General features: G+C 53.7%; 21 protein-coding genes. 7 read left to right on the top strand and 14 right to left on the bottom strand.

The annotated features are described in order from the left end of the window. Positions 1–74: 74 nt before the first annotated feature. From DPEP_RS10075 to hisIE, 7 genes are read left to right on the top strand one after another with little or no spacing between them, the layout of a single operon-like run. Positions 75–1,301 (top strand): ATP phosphoribosyltransferase regulatory subunit, encoded by a 1,227-nt coding sequence (locus DPEP_RS10075; protein WP_005661818.1) that lies wholly within the window; start codon positions 75–77, stop codon positions 1,299–1,301. Then, positions 1,295–1,939, top strand: coding sequence for an ATP phosphoribosyltransferase (gene hisG, locus DPEP_RS10070; protein WP_005661817.1), 645 nt, complete (start codon positions 1,295–1,297; stop codon positions 1,937–1,939). Before DPEP_RS10075 ends, hisG begins: the two co-directional genes overlap by 7 nt. Further along, positions 1,936–2,505, top strand: coding sequence for an imidazoleglycerol-phosphate dehydratase (locus DPEP_RS10065; RefSeq protein ID WP_005661816.1), 570 nt, complete (start codon positions 1,936–1,938; stop codon positions 2,503–2,505). Before hisG ends, DPEP_RS10065 begins: the two co-directional genes overlap by 4 nt. Beyond that, complete coding sequence (gene hisH, locus DPEP_RS10060; RefSeq protein WP_005661814.1) at positions 2,502–3,104, top strand: imidazole glycerol phosphate synthase subunit HisH; 603 nt, start codon at positions 2,502–2,504, stop codon at positions 3,102–3,104. The genes DPEP_RS10065 and hisH overlap by 4 nt, the downstream gene beginning before the upstream one ends. Next, on the top strand, positions 3,101–3,820 hold the full coding sequence (locus tag DPEP_RS10055; RefSeq protein WP_005661813.1) for a 1-(5-phosphoribosyl)-5-[(5-phosphoribosylamino)methylideneamino]imidazole-4-carboxamide isomerase: 720 nt from the start codon (positions 3,101–3,103) through the stop codon (positions 3,818–3,820). The genes hisH and DPEP_RS10055 overlap by 4 nt, the downstream gene beginning before the upstream one ends. Continuing rightward, complete coding sequence (gene hisF, locus DPEP_RS10050; protein WP_005661811.1) at positions 3,814–4,566, top strand: imidazole glycerol phosphate synthase subunit HisF; 753 nt, start codon at positions 3,814–3,816, stop codon at positions 4,564–4,566. The genes DPEP_RS10055 and hisF overlap by 7 nt, the downstream gene beginning before the upstream one ends. A gap of 13 nt (positions 4,567–4,579) precedes the next feature. Further along, a complete protein-coding gene (gene hisIE, locus DPEP_RS10045) occupies positions 4,580–5,191 on the top strand; it encodes a bifunctional phosphoribosyl-AMP cyclohydrolase/phosphoribosyl-ATP diphosphatase HisIE (RefSeq protein WP_005661809.1) in 612 nt (203 codons plus the stop codon). A gap of 55 nt (positions 5,192–5,246) precedes the next feature. On the opposite strand, the gene DPEP_RS10040 is transcribed toward hisIE, so the two are convergent. From DPEP_RS10040 to DPEP_RS09975, 14 genes are all read right to left on the bottom strand, one after another. Next, positions 5,247–5,540 (bottom strand): virulence factor, encoded by a 294-nt coding sequence (locus DPEP_RS10040; RefSeq protein WP_005661808.1) that lies wholly within the window; start codon positions 5,538–5,540, stop codon positions 5,247–5,249. 81 nt (positions 5,541–5,621) lie between these two features. Continuing rightward, positions 5,622–6,818: a type 1 periplasmic-binding domain-containing protein gene (locus tag DPEP_RS10035; protein WP_005661806.1), complete on the bottom strand. Its 1,197-nt coding sequence runs from the start codon at positions 6,816–6,818 to the stop codon at positions 5,622–5,624. Continuing rightward, positions 6,815–7,312, bottom strand: a complete 498-nt coding sequence (locus DPEP_RS10030) for an adenosine-specific kinase (protein WP_005661804.1) — start codon at positions 7,310–7,312, stop codon at positions 6,815–6,817. The genes DPEP_RS10035 and DPEP_RS10030 overlap by 4 nt, the downstream gene beginning before the upstream one ends. After that, entirely contained in the window at positions 7,305–8,159 is an 855-nt protein-coding gene (locus DPEP_RS10025) for an HAD family hydrolase (RefSeq protein WP_156775116.1), read from the bottom strand. The genes DPEP_RS10030 and DPEP_RS10025 overlap by 8 nt, the downstream gene beginning before the upstream one ends. An 8-nt stretch (positions 8,160–8,167) precedes the next feature. Continuing rightward, the gene (locus tag DPEP_RS10020; protein WP_005661801.1) at positions 8,168–8,608 is read right to left on the bottom strand and encodes an OmpH/Skp family outer membrane protein; all 441 of its coding nucleotides are present in this window, start codon (positions 8,606–8,608) and stop codon (positions 8,168–8,170) included. Between the two features lie 92 nt (positions 8,609–8,700). Beyond that, on the bottom strand, positions 8,701–9,297 hold the full coding sequence (locus tag DPEP_RS10015) for a hypothetical protein (protein ID WP_005661800.1): 597 nt from the start codon (positions 9,295–9,297) through the stop codon (positions 8,701–8,703). Positions 9,298–9,378: 81 nt separating this feature from the next. Further along, positions 9,379–10,503 carry a UDP-4-amino-4,6-dideoxy-N-acetyl-beta-L-altrosamine transaminase gene (gene pseC / locus DPEP_RS10010; RefSeq protein ID WP_005661799.1) on the bottom strand — a complete coding sequence of 375 codons (1,125 nt, stop codon included), beginning with the start codon at positions 10,501–10,503 and terminating at the stop codon, positions 9,379–9,381. A 29-nt stretch (positions 10,504–10,532) separates the two neighbouring features. Beyond that, positions 10,533–11,486, bottom strand: coding sequence for a hypothetical protein (locus tag DPEP_RS10005; protein ID WP_005661798.1), 954 nt, complete (start codon positions 11,484–11,486; stop codon positions 10,533–10,535). After that, a complete protein-coding gene (pseH, locus tag DPEP_RS10000) occupies positions 11,483–11,998 on the bottom strand; it encodes a UDP-4-amino-4,6-dideoxy-N-acetyl-beta-L-altrosamine N-acetyltransferase (protein ID WP_005661797.1) in 516 nt (171 codons plus the stop codon). The genes DPEP_RS10005 and pseH overlap by 4 nt, the downstream gene beginning before the upstream one ends. A gap of 16 nt (positions 11,999–12,014) precedes the next feature. Continuing rightward, positions 12,015–13,046: an N-acetylneuraminate synthase family protein gene (locus DPEP_RS09995; protein WP_005661795.1), complete on the bottom strand. Its 1,032-nt coding sequence runs from the start codon at positions 13,044–13,046 to the stop codon at positions 12,015–12,017. A gap of 25 nt (positions 13,047–13,071) precedes the next feature. After that, complete coding sequence (gene pseF / locus DPEP_RS09990; protein ID WP_005661794.1) at positions 13,072–13,773, bottom strand: pseudaminic acid cytidylyltransferase; 702 nt, start codon at positions 13,771–13,773, stop codon at positions 13,072–13,074. A gap of 8 nt (positions 13,774–13,781) precedes the next feature. Beyond that, the gene (gene pseB, locus DPEP_RS09985; RefSeq protein ID WP_005661793.1) at positions 13,782–14,783 is read right to left on the bottom strand and encodes a UDP-N-acetylglucosamine 4,6-dehydratase (inverting); all 1,002 of its coding nucleotides are present in this window, start codon (positions 14,781–14,783) and stop codon (positions 13,782–13,784) included. 99 nt (positions 14,784–14,882) lie between these two features. Then, positions 14,883–15,200: a flagellar protein FlaG gene (locus DPEP_RS12890; protein WP_005661792.1), complete on the bottom strand. Its 318-nt coding sequence runs from the start codon at positions 15,198–15,200 to the stop codon at positions 14,883–14,885. 132 nt (positions 15,201–15,332) lie between these two features. After that, the gene (locus tag DPEP_RS09975; protein ID WP_005661791.1) at positions 15,333–17,660 is read right to left on the bottom strand and encodes a flagellin N-terminal helical domain-containing protein; all 2,328 of its coding nucleotides are present in this window, start codon (positions 17,658–17,660) and stop codon (positions 15,333–15,335) included. Between the last annotated feature and the right edge of the window lie 27 nt (positions 17,661–17,687).

Genomic DNA, 17,687 nt, shown 5'->3' with positions numbered 1-17,687 from the left:
CAGGACGACCTCACGATGGTATGATCCCGCACGACACCATACTATCGCTTTAGCATGATAAAGGAGAGATCCCAATGACATCTTCGAGATCGATGAGACGGTTACCGGCAGGGTGCAGAAGCACCGGAGGACGCATGGCCATAGCCATGGAGAGATGCCGACATCGATTCATAAGCCTCTTCAACCGACACGGATACCGCCTCTTCTGGTCTTCCGGGCTCCAGTTGCTGGAGACCTCCTGGGATCTTCTTCCTCGAACCATAAGGGAGAGCCTTCTGGTACTGACCTCTCCCATGGGAGAGCCCTGCTGTCTTCGTTCCGACATAACACTGGCGGCGGTGAACTATCTGGCGAACCATTACTCCCCTCAGGAACGGCCTCTCAGGATGTGCTACGCCGATCGTCTCTACAGAAACCCCGCTCCAGGCGGGGACCTGGAGAAATTTCAGATCGGAGCCGAGCTGCTCGGATGGGAGGGAGAGGGTGCCGACGTGGAGATCCTCTCCCTTCTTTTGGAGGGACTGGACTCTCTGGGGCTGATCGACGGAAAGCTCGTTCTGAGCGACGTCACCCTAGTGGACAACGCCATGGAGAAACTGGACGAGGAGCTTAAATCCGACCTGCTGAAGGCCCTTCAGGAAGGATCATACAGAACCTACTTTAAACTTCTGTCCGGATGCCGATCCAAGGAAAACAGGCTTCTGGAGGCCCTTCCGGAGCTGAAGGGAGGCCCGGAGGTGCTGGACGAGGCCAGAAAACTGACAGGAGCAGAGTCCCTTCGATCCCTGGACAACATCAGTGAGATCCTCGGAAGGATGGGAAAATCGGACAGAATAGCCTTCGACCTGGGATCGATCAGAGAGCTGGACTACTACAGCGGACCGGTCTTCGACGTCTACTCCCCCGAATCGGGAAAATCTCTGGGAGGCGGAGGACGATACGACAGCCTGTTAGGCTCCTACGGCCTCAGCGGCCAGGCCATAGGCTTCGGACTCGATCTGGAGGAACTGGCCAGACACTCGATCTACAGGAACCCGGAACCGATAGTGGCCATCAAAGGAGGAGGAACACCGCCGGACCTGGTCCTGTCCAGATGCTCCGCCTTCCACGACGCAGGGCTCACCACCGAGATAACCTGGAGCCACGACGGAGACTCGGGAATGGCCCGAGCCAAAGCCAAGGGATACTCCTGGTGGTACGATCCGGAAAACGACACAGTGACCGATATATCCAGGGAAGGCGGAAATACGGCGAGCCTGGAGGTCTGGTTTCGAAACAGAGAGGAGAAAGGCTCATGCTGACCATAGCCCTGCCGACGGGACGAGTTATGAAAGAGGCGATAGAACTTCTGAGGGAAGCCGGGCTCCCGTCGAAAAAACTGAGCAACCCCGGCAGAGAACTGGTGATAGAGGAAGACAAAATACGCTATATCCTGGCAAAACCCATGGACGTTCCCCTCTACGTCGACAGAGGCGTGGCGGACCTCGCTCTGGTGGGAAGCGACGTGATGTGGGAATCTGGGGCCAGACTGGTGGAGCTTCTGGACACGGGAATGGGTCGATGCTCTCTCCAGGTGGCGGGACCTCCCGAGCTCGGCGAGAGGTTTCGCTGCCACAGATCGGAGCTCATGTGGCTCAGAGTCGCCAGCAAGTACCCAAAGATAGCCGACGACCACTTCTCAAGAAGAGGAGTCCAGGTGGAGATAGTCCATCTGAACGGATCGATAGAGCTGGCCCCCATGCTCGGCATGACCGACTGCATACTGGACATCGTCCAGACCGGCACGACCCTCAAGGCCAACGGCCTGGTTACACTGGAAAAGGTGGCTCCCGTGTCCCTCCGTCTGGTGGCCAGCAGGAAAAGCGCCTCCCTCGGATGGAACGGCATAAAACCGGTGCTGGAAAACATGAAGGGACTGGTAGGGGAGGTGGTGGCATGACAACCCTTAAAAGGGGGACTAAGGAGACCTCCATATGTCTGTCGCTGGACATCTCCCCCGAGGAAAGGTCCGTCGACATAGACACGGGATGCGGCTTCATGGACCACATGCTCACCCTGATGGCCTTCCACGGCGGAATGAGCCTTAAGATATCCGCCAGAGGAGACGACGTCGACGAACACCATCTGACGGAGGACCTCGCCATAGTCCTGGGATCCGCCCTGCTGAAGTCTCTAGAGGGGCGCAAATACGAAAGATACGGCTGGTGCGCACTGCCGATGGATGGATCTCTGGCACTGGTGGCGGTGGACCTGAGCGGCAGAGGAAGCCTCACCATGGAAGCCCCGTTTCCCACGGAAAAATGCGGAACCTTCGATCTGGAGCTGATACCGGAGTTCTGGAGGGCCTTCTCCAGGGAGGCCAGGGCCACGGTGCACGTAAAGGCCCTGGCGGTGGATAACTCCCACCACCTCGCGGAGGCCATCTTCAAAGGAGCTGGACGGGCCCTCGGCCAAGCACTTGCCGAATCGAGCGACCTGAACTCCACCAAGGGTAGACTCCTGTGAAACAGGTTGGCATAGTGGAATACGGTGCCGGGAACCTGGGCAACGTTATGAGGGCCCTTAAAAGACTCGGCAGATCCGGCGTGCTGCTCGAATCCCCCGACGAGATCCCCGAATCCGTATCCACCATCGTTCTGCCCGGAGTCGGGGCTTTCGGACCGGCGATGGATTCTCTGAGAAAAAAAGGCTGGGACCGGGCCCTTATCGAATGGGCCGATAGAGAAAGGCCCCTTCTCGGAATATGTCTCGGAATGCAGCTCTTCGCCGAAGGAAGCGACGAAAACGGGAGCCACCGAGGGCTTGGACTCATAGAGGGAAAATCGGAAAAACTGGACATGACCCCTCTGCCCCACATGGGATGGAACGACATATCCACGGAAGACCCCATACTAAAGCCCTTCGACGGCAGCTACCTTTACTTCGTCCACAGCTACGGCCTTAAAAACTCGAAGGACCGGGCAGCCACGACCGAGGCGGGAAAAGTCGCCTTCGTCTCCGCCGTAAGGAAAGACTCCGTCATGGGGCTTCAGTTTCACCCGGAACGAAGCGGCGACGTAGGACACGCCATACTGGACCGAATACTGGAGGAACTAGGCCGATGAAAAAAATCGAGATATACCCAGCCATAGACCTATACAGCCGAAAGGTCGTCAGGTTGACCGGAGGAGACTTCGAAAAGATAAAGGAATACGGAGACGACCCGGTGGAAACAGCCCTATCCTTCGCAGAGGCGGGAGCCCGCTGGATACATCTTATAGATCTGGAGGGAGCGGAAAAAGGCTCTCCGGTCCACCTGAAAGAGCTGGAAAAGGTGGCAGCCTCCACCGGCCTGCCGGTTCAATACGGAGGGGGACTGAGAACGGAGGAGGACGTAGCCCTGGCCCTCTCCTCCGGAGCGAAAAGGGTATACCTGGGAAGCCTGCTGTTCAAGGGATCGCCGAGGACCCTGTGGAAAAGGTTCGGCAACTCCATCGTGCCATCGGTAGACGTCAAAAACGGAACCGTGGCGCTATCCGGATGGACCGAGGTAACCCAACTCCCTCCGGAGGAGGCTATAACGGAACTCCTCCGGATCGGCTACTCCACTTTTCTGGTCACGTCGGTATCCAGAGACGGCACCGCCTCCGGACCGGACCTGAAGCTCTACGAAAGGCTGAAAAAAACGGACGGACGGATCCTGGCGGCGGGAGGCATAAGGGACAAAAAAGACCTGGCCGACCTGGCCGAAATCGGCGTATCCGGAGCAGTGCTCGGCAAAAGCATCTACGAAGGCACGGTAGATCTCCGAGAGGCCGTCGAGGAATTCGGGATATGCTGACCAAGAGGATAATACCCTGCCTGGACGTTAAGAACGGACGGGTGGTAAAGGGCATAAACTTCGTAAACCTGAAGGACGCCGGAGATCCGGCGGAGCTGGCGGAGCTCTACTCCTCCGAGGGAGCGGACGAGCTTGTCCTGCTGGACATAAGCGCCTCGGAAGAAAGAAGGGCCACCATGGCCGAATGGGTAAAAGCCGTGGCGGATCGCCTGACCATACCCTTCACCGTCGGGGGAGGAATATCCTCGGCGGAACAGGCCAGAGAGATAATAGCCCTCGGAGCGGATAAGATCTCCCTGAACACCGCCGCGGTAAAAGACCCCTCTCTGATAGAGAGATGTTCGAGACTGCTGGGAAGCCAGGCCGTGGTGGTTGCGGTGGACGTCAAGAGGGAAAACGGCCGCTGGGCCGTCTATATCCAGGGAGGAGCGAATAAAACCGACCTGGACGGACTGGAATGGATAGAAAAAGCCCAGAAACTGGGCTGCGGCGAAATACTCCTGACATCGATGGACGGAGATGGAACGGAGGCGGGCTACGACCTCAAGCTTCTGAGACGAGTATCCCTTAAAGCCACCGTCCCGGTGATAGCATCGGGAGGAGCGGGAAAGGAAGAACACATACTTCAGGCCTTTCGAGCCGGAGCGGACGCAGCCCTGGCAGCGTCGATCTTCCACTACGGTAAGCTTAGGATAGGAGATGTGAAGGGGTACCTCGTCGGGGCGAAAATCCCGGTCAGGATATGAGAGGACGATGCAGATGAAACCGGAAGACATAAAATACGGTCCCGACGGCCTGGTACCGGTGGTGGTACAGGACGCCGACAGCGGAGAGGTCCTCATGCTGGCCTACGGGAACGAGGAATCCATGAGGCTGACCCTGGAGAGAGGCGAGATGGTCTTCTACAGTCGATCCAGAAAAGAGATATGGCACAAAGGAATGACAAGCGGCAACAGGCTGCCTCTGGCGTCGTTGCAGATAGACTGCGACTGCGACGCCGTCCTTGCCAGAGTGCATCCCATGGGACCGGCGTGCCACACAGGGAAGATCAGCTGCTTCTACCGCTTCATCCATGGAAACGACGACGATTCTCCCGTATTTCTGGGCCGTCTGTGGGCTTACCTGAAGAAGAGATCCCAGGACTCGCCGGAGGAAAGCTACACGGCCAGACTGATCGCCGGGCCCAAGAGCCGGGTCGCCCAGAAGATCGGGGAGGAAGGGGTGGAGACGGCCCTGGCGATAGCCACCGAGGACAGGAAACAGACTATCTACGAAGCAGCGGACCTGGTCTACCATCTGCTGGTGGGACTATTGGCCTCGGACCTGTCTCCGGGAGAGATCTGGAGAGAGCTGAAAAAAAGACATAAATAACGACAAAAAGAGCAGAGCTCCACTGTTAAGGAAAAACATGGAACTCTGCTCTTTTTTAAATACTCTCGATAGCCTCTCTTAAATCGTTATCATCCTCAACCCTTAGCATCCTGATGTCCTTTACGCTAGAGGGGAACCAAGAAAATTCTTTAGCTAGCTTTTGGGCCGCCAGGACACATTTGACAGCATCAACGGTTTCATTGCCAAAATACACACTACCTTGACGTCTGCTAAAACCGTGATCCTCTAAGATTTTCTTTATATCATTATATGCGTTAGTATAACTTGGATTGGGATAACTCTTAGAGAGAGTATCTTGATCTAAATCAAATGCTATAGCATATCTCACTTAACACCCCTCCTCAGCAGGTCATCTTCTAGGAAGATTTTATCACAAACAGACTGTCTTATCAATAAAAATAACAAATAATTATTCATTTTTAGGAGTTCCGAAGTAATAGCCGGCTCCGGACTCGGAAAGGGAGAATATCTCGTCCTGAATCCATTTTCCTTTTTTTGCCCTTATGACCGCCACCTTCTTCACAGAAGGACGATGGGTAACGGGGTTTATCTCCAAGTTCTCCGATCCTAGAGGAATTCCCTTGGTGGACGCCATTACCTTGGCCAAGTGCTCGGGATCGGCCTTCTGTACGTCTTTCAGCCCCTGAAATACCCACTGACAGCAGGCGTAGGCCTTGGCAGCCAGAGGGCTGTCCGGAACCCGAACCCTGGTGGCATCCCAGACGTCGGTCTTGAGGGTCTTGATAGCTTTGTCGAGCCTAAGGGGCAGATCCTGATCGACAGTCATTATTCCCTCTAAACCGACGATACCGTCCAGAGAAGCCCCACCGGACCATACCGGAACGGATCCATCCAGCACCCTCAACTGCCGGTAAAATTCCCTGGCTGCCATGTCGGTCATCCAGACCACTACCATATCGGATCCGAAGCCCAGCATCTCCTGAGCCATCATGGAAAACGAATCGGTGCCCCCTCCGGCAACCCAGAAAACCTGAGAATTGAGCCCTCCCTCTCTCAGGCCTCTCGAGACGGCTCTGGCTCCTCTGGAAAGAGACTGGGCCAGACGATCGGATAAAAGCCCCACCTCGCTCGCGGGAGGAAGGATCGATACGGCGGTCTCGACGGCGGCCCTTGTAACGTAGGAATCGTGAAGGTCAAGTGAAAAAAGTCCTGCCTTTACGACCTCCTTTTCGTCCCTCAAAACTGTGGAGGAATCGTCCGCCAAGAGCAACACCGGATCTCCCTGTCGCCACGAATCGGCCAGCACACGGTTGACCCTCTCGTCGGCGAAGGAGATCACCGCCAGAAAACCCTCTTTTCTCCAACGGGCCATGTCGGAAGAATCGAACACGTCGCCCGACTCCAGGCGCAAAAAGACGTCGTGTTCCTTTATCCCCTCGATACTGTCGTTGACAAGCCCTTGAGCGTACTCCACCACGGGAGCCACAGACCGGCCGGAAGGGCTGTCCCAACCGTCGGAAGGCGGTATCACCGCGATCGGCCAGGCCCACCCCTCCTCCACCGAGCGGGGAACCTCGGCCTCCGCCGAGGACAGGGCCGTCAGCAAAAGGAGAAAAAGAGCCACTCCAAAGCTTCGGAAGCTCACCTTTTGTATCCTATGATATCTTTGAGGAGGCTTTTTCTGGCCGCTACATCCTCCTCGGACTCGACTCCCTTGGGAACGAAGCCGTCCACCACGCCTACAACCCCTCTGCCCTGCTCCGTCTCCGCGACCAAAACCTGAATCGGATTCGCCGTGGCGGCGAAAATCCGGCAAACCTCCTGACACCCTTTTATACGGTCCAACACGTTTATGGGATAGCCGTTTCTCAAAAGGACGACGAAACTATGACCAGCAGCGATCTTTCCGGCGTTCTCAACCGCCGTCTCGACCAGGTCGGGAGCGTTGCCATCCTTTCGAATTAGACAATCTCCCGAGGCCTCGCAGAAGGCTACGCCGAATTCCAGCGAAGGCGACGAGGTCACAAGAGCCTCGTAAAGGTCCTCTACGGTCTTTATGAAATGGCTCTGCCCCAACACTATGTTGCAGTTCTCCGGAATGACCATATCCTCGACGCACCATCTCGAAATCTCAGCCATTTACGTACTCCTCCTTCTCGATCTTTAAAAGCCGATCCACAAGGACATCTGCGCCGCCCATCTCTGGACATGGAACTGTCCAGGAAGCGAGAGCCAGAAGATCCCCGGGAGCGGAGGAAATCGCCACAGGGACATCTGCCCTGCGCAACAACTCCATGTCGTTTTCGTTATCCCCTACGGCGACGACTATATCGTACTCCACATCCACCATGTCCAGCAACCTTTTCAGAGCGCTTCCCTTGTTCACCCCGAAAGGCAAAACGTCGACGAATCCGTTTCCCGCCAAGACGACCTCGGCCCTTCCGCCGAGAGCCGATTTGAGCATCTCGGAGATGCCCCTGCCTTCCGACCGGGAACGATCGTGAAACATAACCCGGAAGACCCTACCGAGATCGGCCTCGGGACCGGCAAGAGACGGAGAGTAAGGAACGCCGACGGACTCGAAAAACTCTATGGTTCCGAGGTCCTGAGGCCTACAGAAGACCAACTCGTCCCCCATAGCCTGAACCTCGACCCCCTGCTCCCAGCCGAGACGAAGGACCTCCGTCACAAGATCACGATCCATCTGGGCCTCCCAGTACACCTGGCCTCGTCTATCAATTATCCTGGCCCCATCGTATAGAATCGACGGAAGCTCCGCCCCGACCGCCAGGATATGTGGCAAGGCGGAACCGAGAATCCTTCCGCTGGCCACGGAGATATCCCAACCGTCGGACCTCAGCCTTTCCAAGGCCAAAACGGTGGTGGAAGACATACTGCCCTTGCCGTCCAGTAGCGTTCCGTCCAGATCCGTTACCAACAGACGACGAAAAGGCCCCGCCGAACGGCGGGGCCCCGAAAAATCCATCCCCTCTATCACTGGGAAAGGTTCATCTTCTTGAGCTGCTGGATGACGTCCTCGGTGAGGTCCACACCGCCGTAGAAAACCTGCGCCTTGTCCAAAACGACGGTTATGCCCTTGGCCTTGGCCACAGTCCTTATGGCGAGGTTGATCTCCTTGAAGAGAGGAGCCATGAGCTTCTGCTCCTCGATGGCGGCCTCCTGCTTCTTGGTAGCGTAGATCTCGGCCTTCTTCTTGTTGTCCGAGGCCTTCTCTATAGCGGACTTGGCCTCGTTCTGCTTGGAATCCAGAACGGCCTGAACTCTCTTAGTTACCTGCTCGAACTTGGGATGCTGAAAAAGAATTTTCTGAGGCTCGATCACCCCGATCTTCTCTGCCGCTACCGCGACGGACGAAAAGACCAAAGCGAAAAGAACCCCAAGAGCTACCAACCTGACAGACTTAACCATACCCATAAAAAAAACCTCCTCAAAGCTATTACATCTCTCTCGTTGCGTAAGAATTCTACCCCGTCCTTCAGGACAAGTCCACGGTAAAAACGCCTATATCACTGTCTGCGTCCCGTAACCTGTCCCTCCAACGCGGCGATAGTGTTTTGTACTACGTCGATTAGAGGAGGTATTTCCTCTCTGAACACAAAGGCAGGAGCAAAAAACTTCCCGGCCTCGAAGGAATCGACCACCGACTCCATCTTTTCAGCCACCTTCTGACGGGCATCCTGAAAATCTCCGAAGATACCCTCGTCGGGGGTGCAGCCGAGAAGAGACGTACACCTGCCGACGGCGGTAAGAAGCCAATCCATCCCCTCCATGACCTGAACCGACAGATTCATGGCCTGTTCGACCTTCTCCGATTCCAGCATATCCGCCACGGAGAGAGCGCCTTTTCGAACGTTGACGACGTATTCTCCGGCGGTTCCCAACGTCTGGACGACCAGCTCTCTCACGTCCATGGAGACGAACTCCACCGAGGTTCCCCCCTCAAGAGAGACGAAGGCCTCGGGAGACATCTCCACGCCGTCCACGGCCACGGAGGCTATCACCCGGTTTTGATCGGTTAAAATAGACGATATTCTCTCGTAAACCTGAACGTTGCCATCTTCATCTAGGGTCAAGGGGACCCCGTCGAGCACGATCTTCTCCATGAGACACCTCTTTCGATCTTTGAAAAGGCCCGCAAGCCTTAAGAAAACCACTTTATCATTATACCAGTAGTCGAACCGTTGCTACGGATTTTTCAACATATCCTCGATTTTCCTCATGACCAAACCCTGATCCGACTCGGAAAGGCCCACATATATTGGAAGGGATACCTCCATGGAATAAAATCTCTCGGCCACGGGAAAATCCCCGATTTTATAGCCGAAACTCTTTCTATAATAAGGGTGAAGGTGAACCGGAGGATAGTGCACCTGGACCCATATGCCCTCATCCCTTAGATCCAAAAAGAGCTTTTTCCTGATATCCGCTGGAACCCTGAAGGCGTAGAGATGGTATCCATGACCGGGATGCCCGGCCGGTATCACCGCCCCTGGAAGCTCGGCGAGTACCTCGTCGTATCGTCCGGCCACCGCCCTGCGATAGGAGACGAAGTCGTCCAGTTTCTCAAGCTGGCTCAACCCCAGAGCGCACTGAAGATCGGTAAGCCTGTAGTTGTAGCCCAGATCGATCATCTCGTTGGACCACGGTCCATCGGCGTTCTCCATCTCGTCGGGATCCTTGGTTATTCCGTGGGAGCGGAAAAGCCTGAGCTTTCGGGCCAGCTCTTCGTCGTTTGTGACGACCGCTCCCCCCTCTCCTGTGGTTATGTGCTTTACGGGATGAAAGCTGAAAACCGTCATATCCGCTTCCTGCCCCACCATAAAGCCATCTCTACTAGCGCCCAAGGCATGGCAGCCGTCCTCCACGACGAGAGCCCCTACGGAACGGGCCATCTCCAGAAAGGGACTCAACTTCACCGGATAGCCGCTATAGCTTATCGGGGCTATAACCTTCGTCCTGTGAGACAGCTTTTCCATGGCCTTTTCGGGATCGAGACATCCGGTTCTCTCGTCTATATCGGCGAAAACTGGAACCCCTCCCTGATAAAGAGCCGAGTTGGAGGTGGCGGCAAAGGTCATGGGAGACGTAATAACCTCGTCTCCCTTCTCCACTCCGGCGGCGAACATTGCTCCGTGCAATGCGGAGGTGCCGTTGCTGAAGGTAACGGCGTATCTACACCCGACCTTGGCCGCCAGGGCCTTTTCGAAGGACTCCACAGTGGGGCCCTGGGTCAGCCAGTCTCCTCTGAGAACCGCGCAGACAGCCTCTATATCCTTTTCGTCTATATATTGATGCCCATAGGGGATCATGAAAACACCGCCGCTTTCTTCTCAAGTTTTTATCGAACCATGGAGAGTATGGCACTGGCCACCCTCTTTGCTCCGTCGGTGGTCACGCAACCGGCAGGAGGGGGGAAGGCCTTTTCTATGGCACTGTGCAGGATTTCGGGGGATATGTCTTTCCACCACCCCAGATCGATACCCCAGCCAAGTTCGGACAGGGCCCGTCCTATCCCTCTCTGGTTTTCAGCCACCTGAAACACCACCACAGGCTTGTCGAGTGCCATCGCCTCGTAACAGGTCACGCTGGAGGTACAGACCACCGAGGAGGCCCTAGCCATCAGCCTATCGAAATCGGAGGGAGCCCTCATCAAGGTCAATCCGTCCTTCTTGTCAGCCATCCGAGACACCTTATCAAAATAGTCGTCCGGCACCATAGGACCCAACACAGCTACCATAGGAGGCCACGAGATATCGTACCATGTCACGACATCCGCCGTGACACCGGCCATATCCGAGGCACCGGCCAGAAAAAGTACGAATCCTTCATCGCTGGGAGTCAGTTTCGCAAAAGAAGGACGAAGAGGACAGTATGAAGGGCCAAGAAGCTTGACGGCCTCTCTACCATAGGGAATATCCGTCACCCCAAGGTTATAGTTGATCACGATAGAAGCCCATCGATCCACAGGAATGTTACGATAGTCATCCAAAACGACCAGGATGCAGTTATCGCCCAGGAACCTTAAAAGTTCCTCCGAAAAGCGATAGCCATCAACCAGAAGAATATCGCTCTTTTGAATGGGATTGTCGGCGTTCAACACCGTGGAGATTGCATCCACGGTAAAATCCACGATGCCTGAAAAATCCTCTTCTTTCCTCATGAAGGGAGACGCCTCAACCGGAACTATCCAACGAACCGGCTGACCCATTCTGTCTATCTCATAAGCGATGGACCGACAACGGCTTATGTGTCCTCCTCCGACGGAAGGACCGCCGTCGGCCAGGATAATCACGATAAGTCGGCCCTTTTCTCCGTATTCAACATTCCCATCCAGTAGATATCGACCGGTTTCCCGTCACGAAAAAGATGCTCCCTCCAGCATCCCTCTATGCGGAATCCGTAACGGACGTACATAGCGATAGCTTTCTCGTTAGTAGACAAAACGGAGGTATAAAGTCGCCTCAGTTTAAACTCGCAAAAACCGATACGGATAATTTCTCGTAACATGAAAGAACCCAAACCACGACCTCTATATTTGTCCTCTCCAATATAAAATCCCCACTCAGCATGCTGATTTTCAATATCTATACCTCTGAAGGATATTATTCCCACCGGGATATCGTCATAAAAAGCAACTAAAATATTTTTAGTCACATCTTGCACAACACGTCGAACCCAGAAAAGATGCTCCTCTAAGGTTATTTCTTTAGAATTAAGCATCTTAGAGGCAACGGATGGTGAGTTTCTCCATCTCAAAAGCTTAAGCCTCGTCTCTTCCGAAACATCCTTCAAGTTTTTAAACATCAATGACTTATCTATTTCAAATCATCTCCCAGGTGAGCCACTGGTCTCGTTCTATATCGATCTTGGCGGTTCTTCCCACCACTATATCTGAGTGTTTGGGAGCGATACCAAGTCCAGGCCTTTTACAGGTCAGCATACCCTCCGTTATGGTCTCTCCCGCTTTTATATCCCTAGATGCATGGAGGCTTCTCCTGGCCTTTTGATAGAACTCCATCTCCTCTTCGGAAGGACCTAGCTTCCTGCCATCTCCCATGGCCGATTCGACCTCCCTTATCTGCCTGACCAATTCCCTGAGTTCGTCGGGCTCTATGGCGAAGGGATGGTCCGGTCCCTCCATGGATCTGTCCAAGGTGAAGTGCTTCTCTACCACATAAGCTCCCATGGCTACGGCGGCAACGGATATATGTACGCCCGGCGTGTGGTCCGATAACCCCACCAGGGTTCCGAAAGCCCTGCGTATGGTCTCCATGCTTTTCAGGTTCATTATATGAGGCGGAGCGGGATAGACGGAGGCGCACTGAAGAAAGACTATATTCTCGTTGCCGGCCTCCACACAGGCTCTATAGGCGTCCTCTATCTCCTCCATGTCGGCCAGACCGGTAGAGATTATCATCGGCTTGCCCTTGGAGGCACAGTATCTTACTAGGTCCAGATCTACCAGTTCAAAGGATGCTATTTTGAAGAATTCGCTGACTTTGTTCAGTTCGTCCACCGCCTCGTGATCGAAGGGAGTGGCGAAAAAGAGTATGTTTTTTTTCTTGCAATAATCGGCAAGCTTGGGAAGCCATTCCCTGGGAGTCTCTATCTCCGATATGAGGGTGTGGAGGTCCTTGTCGTATCCGGAGTGCTTAGGCGTTTTTTTTGAGTAGAGTCTGTCTGCCGAGTATATCTGAAATTTGACCGCATCAGCCCCAGCCTCGACAGCGGCGTCTATATGTCGTAAGGCCAGGTCGTAGGACCTATTATGGTTGGCCCCTACCTCCGCTATTATGAAGCAGGGGTGTTTTTCGCCTACAGGCCTTCCTGCCATGAAAATAGAGTCCGTCATGGAAGAACCTCCTTTTTTTATAAACTTACTCTTCTTTTTTTTCCTCTATCATACGGAATATCTGCTCGGCCCTTTTCCAGTCGTCCAACGTGTCTATGTCTTGAACTCTCCAGGACGGCAATATGACAGGCCTAGCGTTTCGGCTGAAGAAGAGGGGGCCCTCTTCGGACATCTCCGATACGTTCAGCCAGTAGAACTGCCCCGCATCGTGGTAGGCCTCCGGCAGATCCTGCGATCTCGAGGATTGGTATTCCGGCCAGATCATCTCCACATGGCAGTCCTCGGAGAGCTTCAATCCACGGTATATGGGATATTCGAAAGGGGTTACGGAGAAAGAGGATGCCGTTCCCTCTTCACAGACTTTTTCATACCCCTTTATTATATCCTCTGACTGTACGAACGGGGCCGTGGCGTATATACAGCATATATGGGTGACGATGTCTCCTCGTTTTTCATGCCATTCCAGGCAATGACGGACAACCGCATCGGTTCCTGTATGATCGTCCGATAGTCTTTCCGGACGGATAAAGGGAACTTCGGCACCGTAGGAACGAGCTACGTCGGCTATTTTTTCGTCGTCCGTCGAGACTATCACCTTGTCGAAAAGACCTGTTTTCACTGCAGCCTCTATGGAGTAAGCCATTATCGGTTTGCCTAAAAATGGTCGTATATTTTTACCCGGTATTCTCTTGCTTCCCCCTCTGGCGGGGATCAGGGCTGTTATCATTTTATACTCTATCTTTCGCAGTTACGCTCTATCATTTGCGCTATTTCTTCGACCGTAAGGAACCATTCGTTTTCTCCAGAGCTATACACGAAATCCTCAGTTACTGATTTGCCGGTCTCTCCCAGTTCGTTTCTTTGAAAATCCCTTTGAGACTGGAAGGTAAGCGACGGCGTTATGACGAAGTGGTCTTCGAACTCGAGGACGTTTCTAGCATCGTCCAGAGGACACATGATTTCGTGGAGTTTTTCACCCGGCCTAATTCCGACTGTTTTCTGATGTGTTTTCGGAGCTATGGCTGTGGCGATGTCCACCACCCTGGCTGATGGAATTTTAGGCACGAAGAGCTCCCCTCCCTGCATACGCAGAAAGGCTTTCACCACGAAATCCACTCCCTGAGGGAGAGTTATCCAAAAACGGGTCATGCCGTCGTGGGTTATCGGAATTTCGGGAGCATTTTCCTCGACCAGCTTCTTGAAAAAAGGTATTACCGATCCTCTGGATCCCATTACGTTGCCGTAACGAACGACGGAAAATCGGGTTCTTCCTTCTCCTACTAGGTTATTGGCGGCGGTGAAGAGTTTATCCGAGCAGAGTTTTGTCGCTCCGTAGAGGTTTATGGGGTTGGCCGCTTTGTCCGTCGATAGGGCTACCACTCTGTCCACGTCGTTGGCTATGGCCGCCTGTATAACGTTGTATGCTCCGTCCACGTTCGTCTTTATGCATTCCATGGGGTTGTATTCGGCGGCTGGGACCTGCTTCAAGGCGGCGGCGTGAACGACGAAATCGATCCCTTTCATCGCCATGGAGAGACGGTCGCCGTCGCGGATATCTCCTATGAAATATCTCATGCACGGGGCATTATAAACCTGCTGCATTTCGTACTGTTTGAATTCGTCTCTGGAATATACGACTATTCGCTTGGGGCTCCATTCCTTCTGCAATCTGCCGATAAAGGCCTTTCCGAAAGAACCGGTTCCTCCGGTTATAAGTATCGATCTATCGTCGAACATAAAGACACACCCTTCATCGGACACCGGTCCGGATAAAAGTCAAAAGAGGCCGCCGCATCTCTGGCGGAAGCCTCTCAATACCGTCGATTTCTCCAATCGTCACGCTTCCACGTCGATCAAAGCTCCGAACATCTCCTGTACGTGCTCTATGAAGTTGATAACGCTGTCAGGTGGTATTTTCCTTATGACTTTTTCCTCCGATCCGTCCTTTTCAAGTACCTCGACCTGAAATTCATCGGCCTCTTCCCTGAAACGGAAACGGATCTGCCTGTCGAAAGCCTGGGCCACCTCTTCAGCTTTCGCCAAAGAACGCTTTATCTCTTCTTTCCGAGGACGGAGAAACTCATTCGACCTCTGTACGGAGGCGGCCCTATCTTTTACATCTACCTGACGCCCTACTAAACTTCCATCGGACACGACATACCTCGATGAGGGAGAAGATGACGGAACAAGTTTTTCTACCGTCACTTGTCATGCCCCCTTTCGGGTTTTAAAAAAGAGGCGGGAGGGAGCTCCCTCCCGCCTCTTTGGCCGAGTCGTCTAGTTCAATTAACGGAGCAGCGACAGGACGTTCTGCGGCAGCTGGTTGGCCTGAGCCAACATGTTGGTTCCAGCCTGGGAAAGGATGTTGAGCTTGGTGAAGTTCATCATTTCCTTGGCCATATCGAGATCGCGGATGCGGCTCTCTGCGGAGGTCAGGTTCTGGCTGGCAATGGTAAGGTTGTTGATGGTGTGATCTAACCTGTTCTGATAGGCACCGAGGTTAGCTCGCTGCTTCGATACAGTGTCTATCGCACTGTCGATAACCGTGATCGAACGAGCGGCGGACTCTCTGTCCGTTACAAGAAGCCCATCGATACCAAGAGCCTCGGATCCCATGTCTCCTATGCTGATTCCCATGTCTTCCTTCTCGTTTGCTCCGATCTGGAAGACGGTGCTGTTATCGGCAAGGTGGATGACTGTCTCGTAGGTATCATCGCTGTCGGTGGTTAGGCGGAAAGACTTTGCATCCTCGGACCACTCGACGTTGGTATCGGCCATGGCATCGAACTGAACGTCTACGTTCTTGTGTACCACACCGTAAAGCATGTTACCGGTTACCTTGACGTTGGAGGCGATGGTGTTGCCGCTATGGGCGTCGTTGACGGTGACATCGTACTGACTCTCAGTTGATTCCTGTATCACGTTGAGGCTGAGAGCCTTTATTACGTCCTCATCTCCGGCGAAGTTGATCTCTCCGTCAGAACCGGCCACGACGGAACGTATTACAAACGTACCCTCGACGGACTCGGATGTGTTGTCGGTCTCGCCCTCTATGAAGTCGACGAAACGGTCGGTATTGCCATCAAGGTACTTGGCCTGACCTAGCCCGAAAGCGATGGCATCGTTGAGTTTTATCTCGACATCTCTAAGGGTATCGGTGGAGTTCAGGGTTATGCTGGTCTGGGTTCCGTCACCCTGAGTTACGGTTATAGGCTGGGCATCCTCCAACATGAAACGGCCGTTGGCGTCCCAGAACTTGTCCAGATCTCTAAGCTGAACATCGCCCTTGGCAACCTGACCGACGTAGGCGGCGTCGAATCCGGCAAGTGTTGCATCTGCGGCAGCAAAGGCCGTATTGAACTCCAGAACCGTGTCCGACTGGTACAGGGTCCCGTTGGCGGTGTTCAAGTAGAAGTTCTTGAAGTGTATATCTTTGCCCCGAACATCTGCTGCGACTAAGGAAAATTTACGGTCGTCAAGATCAGTACCAGCGGTACCTCCCCAGTGTCCGTCCCATTCGGGGTTGGTGGTACCGGAGATAGTTACGCTAACATCTCCAGCAGAACCAACATATCCAATTACGATCTTATCACCTATGGAGTACATAGCAGCATTTTCAGCAGTAGTATTTCCTATCGCAACGGTAGCTGAACCAAGGCCAAGACTATCTAGCTGAACTGCAGCCGTCCCCGCCGCTGATCCAACAACAAGGTTGGTGTTGTTTTTAGTCGTAAGAGAACCATCGGAACCAAGAACATTGCTTGTTGCCTTAAATGTAACCTGATTAAGCGCCGTATTTATCGACGCAACTTCAAGATAAATGGAAGCACCAGCAACATCTACAGTTCCTGCAACCAAATTTAAAACAGCGGTTGTACCATACTGTTGAAGCTCGGACACAGCGGCTGCGGTAACTCCGGCTGAAGCAATAACATTATAGGTACCGGCGGGAAGGCTATCGACTCTTATGGATTGAAGCCCATCCGCTTCATTCTTGGTTACGTTCATTATGACGTTTTCGTGCTTGATCTTGAAGATGTCGGTCTTCTGAACCTCGGCCTGACCGGGGTCTGCCGTGATGCTGATCTTGTAGTTGCCCTCTGCAGCCGACTTCTGACCGAACTGGTCTACGGTACGGAGGCTTCCTCTTACGAAGGCCTTGGTCTCCAGGTTATCGGAAGACCAAAGGACAGAGGCGGAACCGTCGAGCAGTTTCTTCTTGTTGAACTGGGTCGTGGTGGAGATGCGGTCTATCTCTTCCTTCAGCTGGTCGACCTCTATCTGGATGTAATCCCTGTCCTGGCTGGTGAGGGTGTCGTTGGCAGCCTGAACGGAGAGCTCTCTCATCCTCTGGAGGATGGAGTGGGTCTCGTTAAGGGCGCCCTCTGCAGTCTGGATCATGGAGATGCCGTCCTGGGCATTGCTGGTTGCCTGATCCAGACCGTTGATCTGGGCACGCATCTTCTCGCTGATGGCGAGACCAGCGGCATCGTCGGCAGCGGAGTTGATCCTGAGACCGGTGGACAGCTTATTGATGGACTTCTGAAGGTTGTTGTTGGTTGCACTCAGCGAGTTGTAGGCGAAGAGTGCAGGTACGTTATGATATACACGCATTATTTGTTACCTCCTTGTATGATTTTG

Origin of the sequence: Dethiosulfovibrio peptidovorans DSM 11002 (assembly GCF_000172975.1) — a bacterium.
GTDB lineage: Bacteria > Synergistota > Synergistia > Synergistales > Dethiosulfovibrionaceae > Dethiosulfovibrio > Dethiosulfovibrio peptidovorans.
Note: the sequence above shows the minus strand (reverse complement) of the source record. Positions and strands in the feature narration are given on the sequence as shown.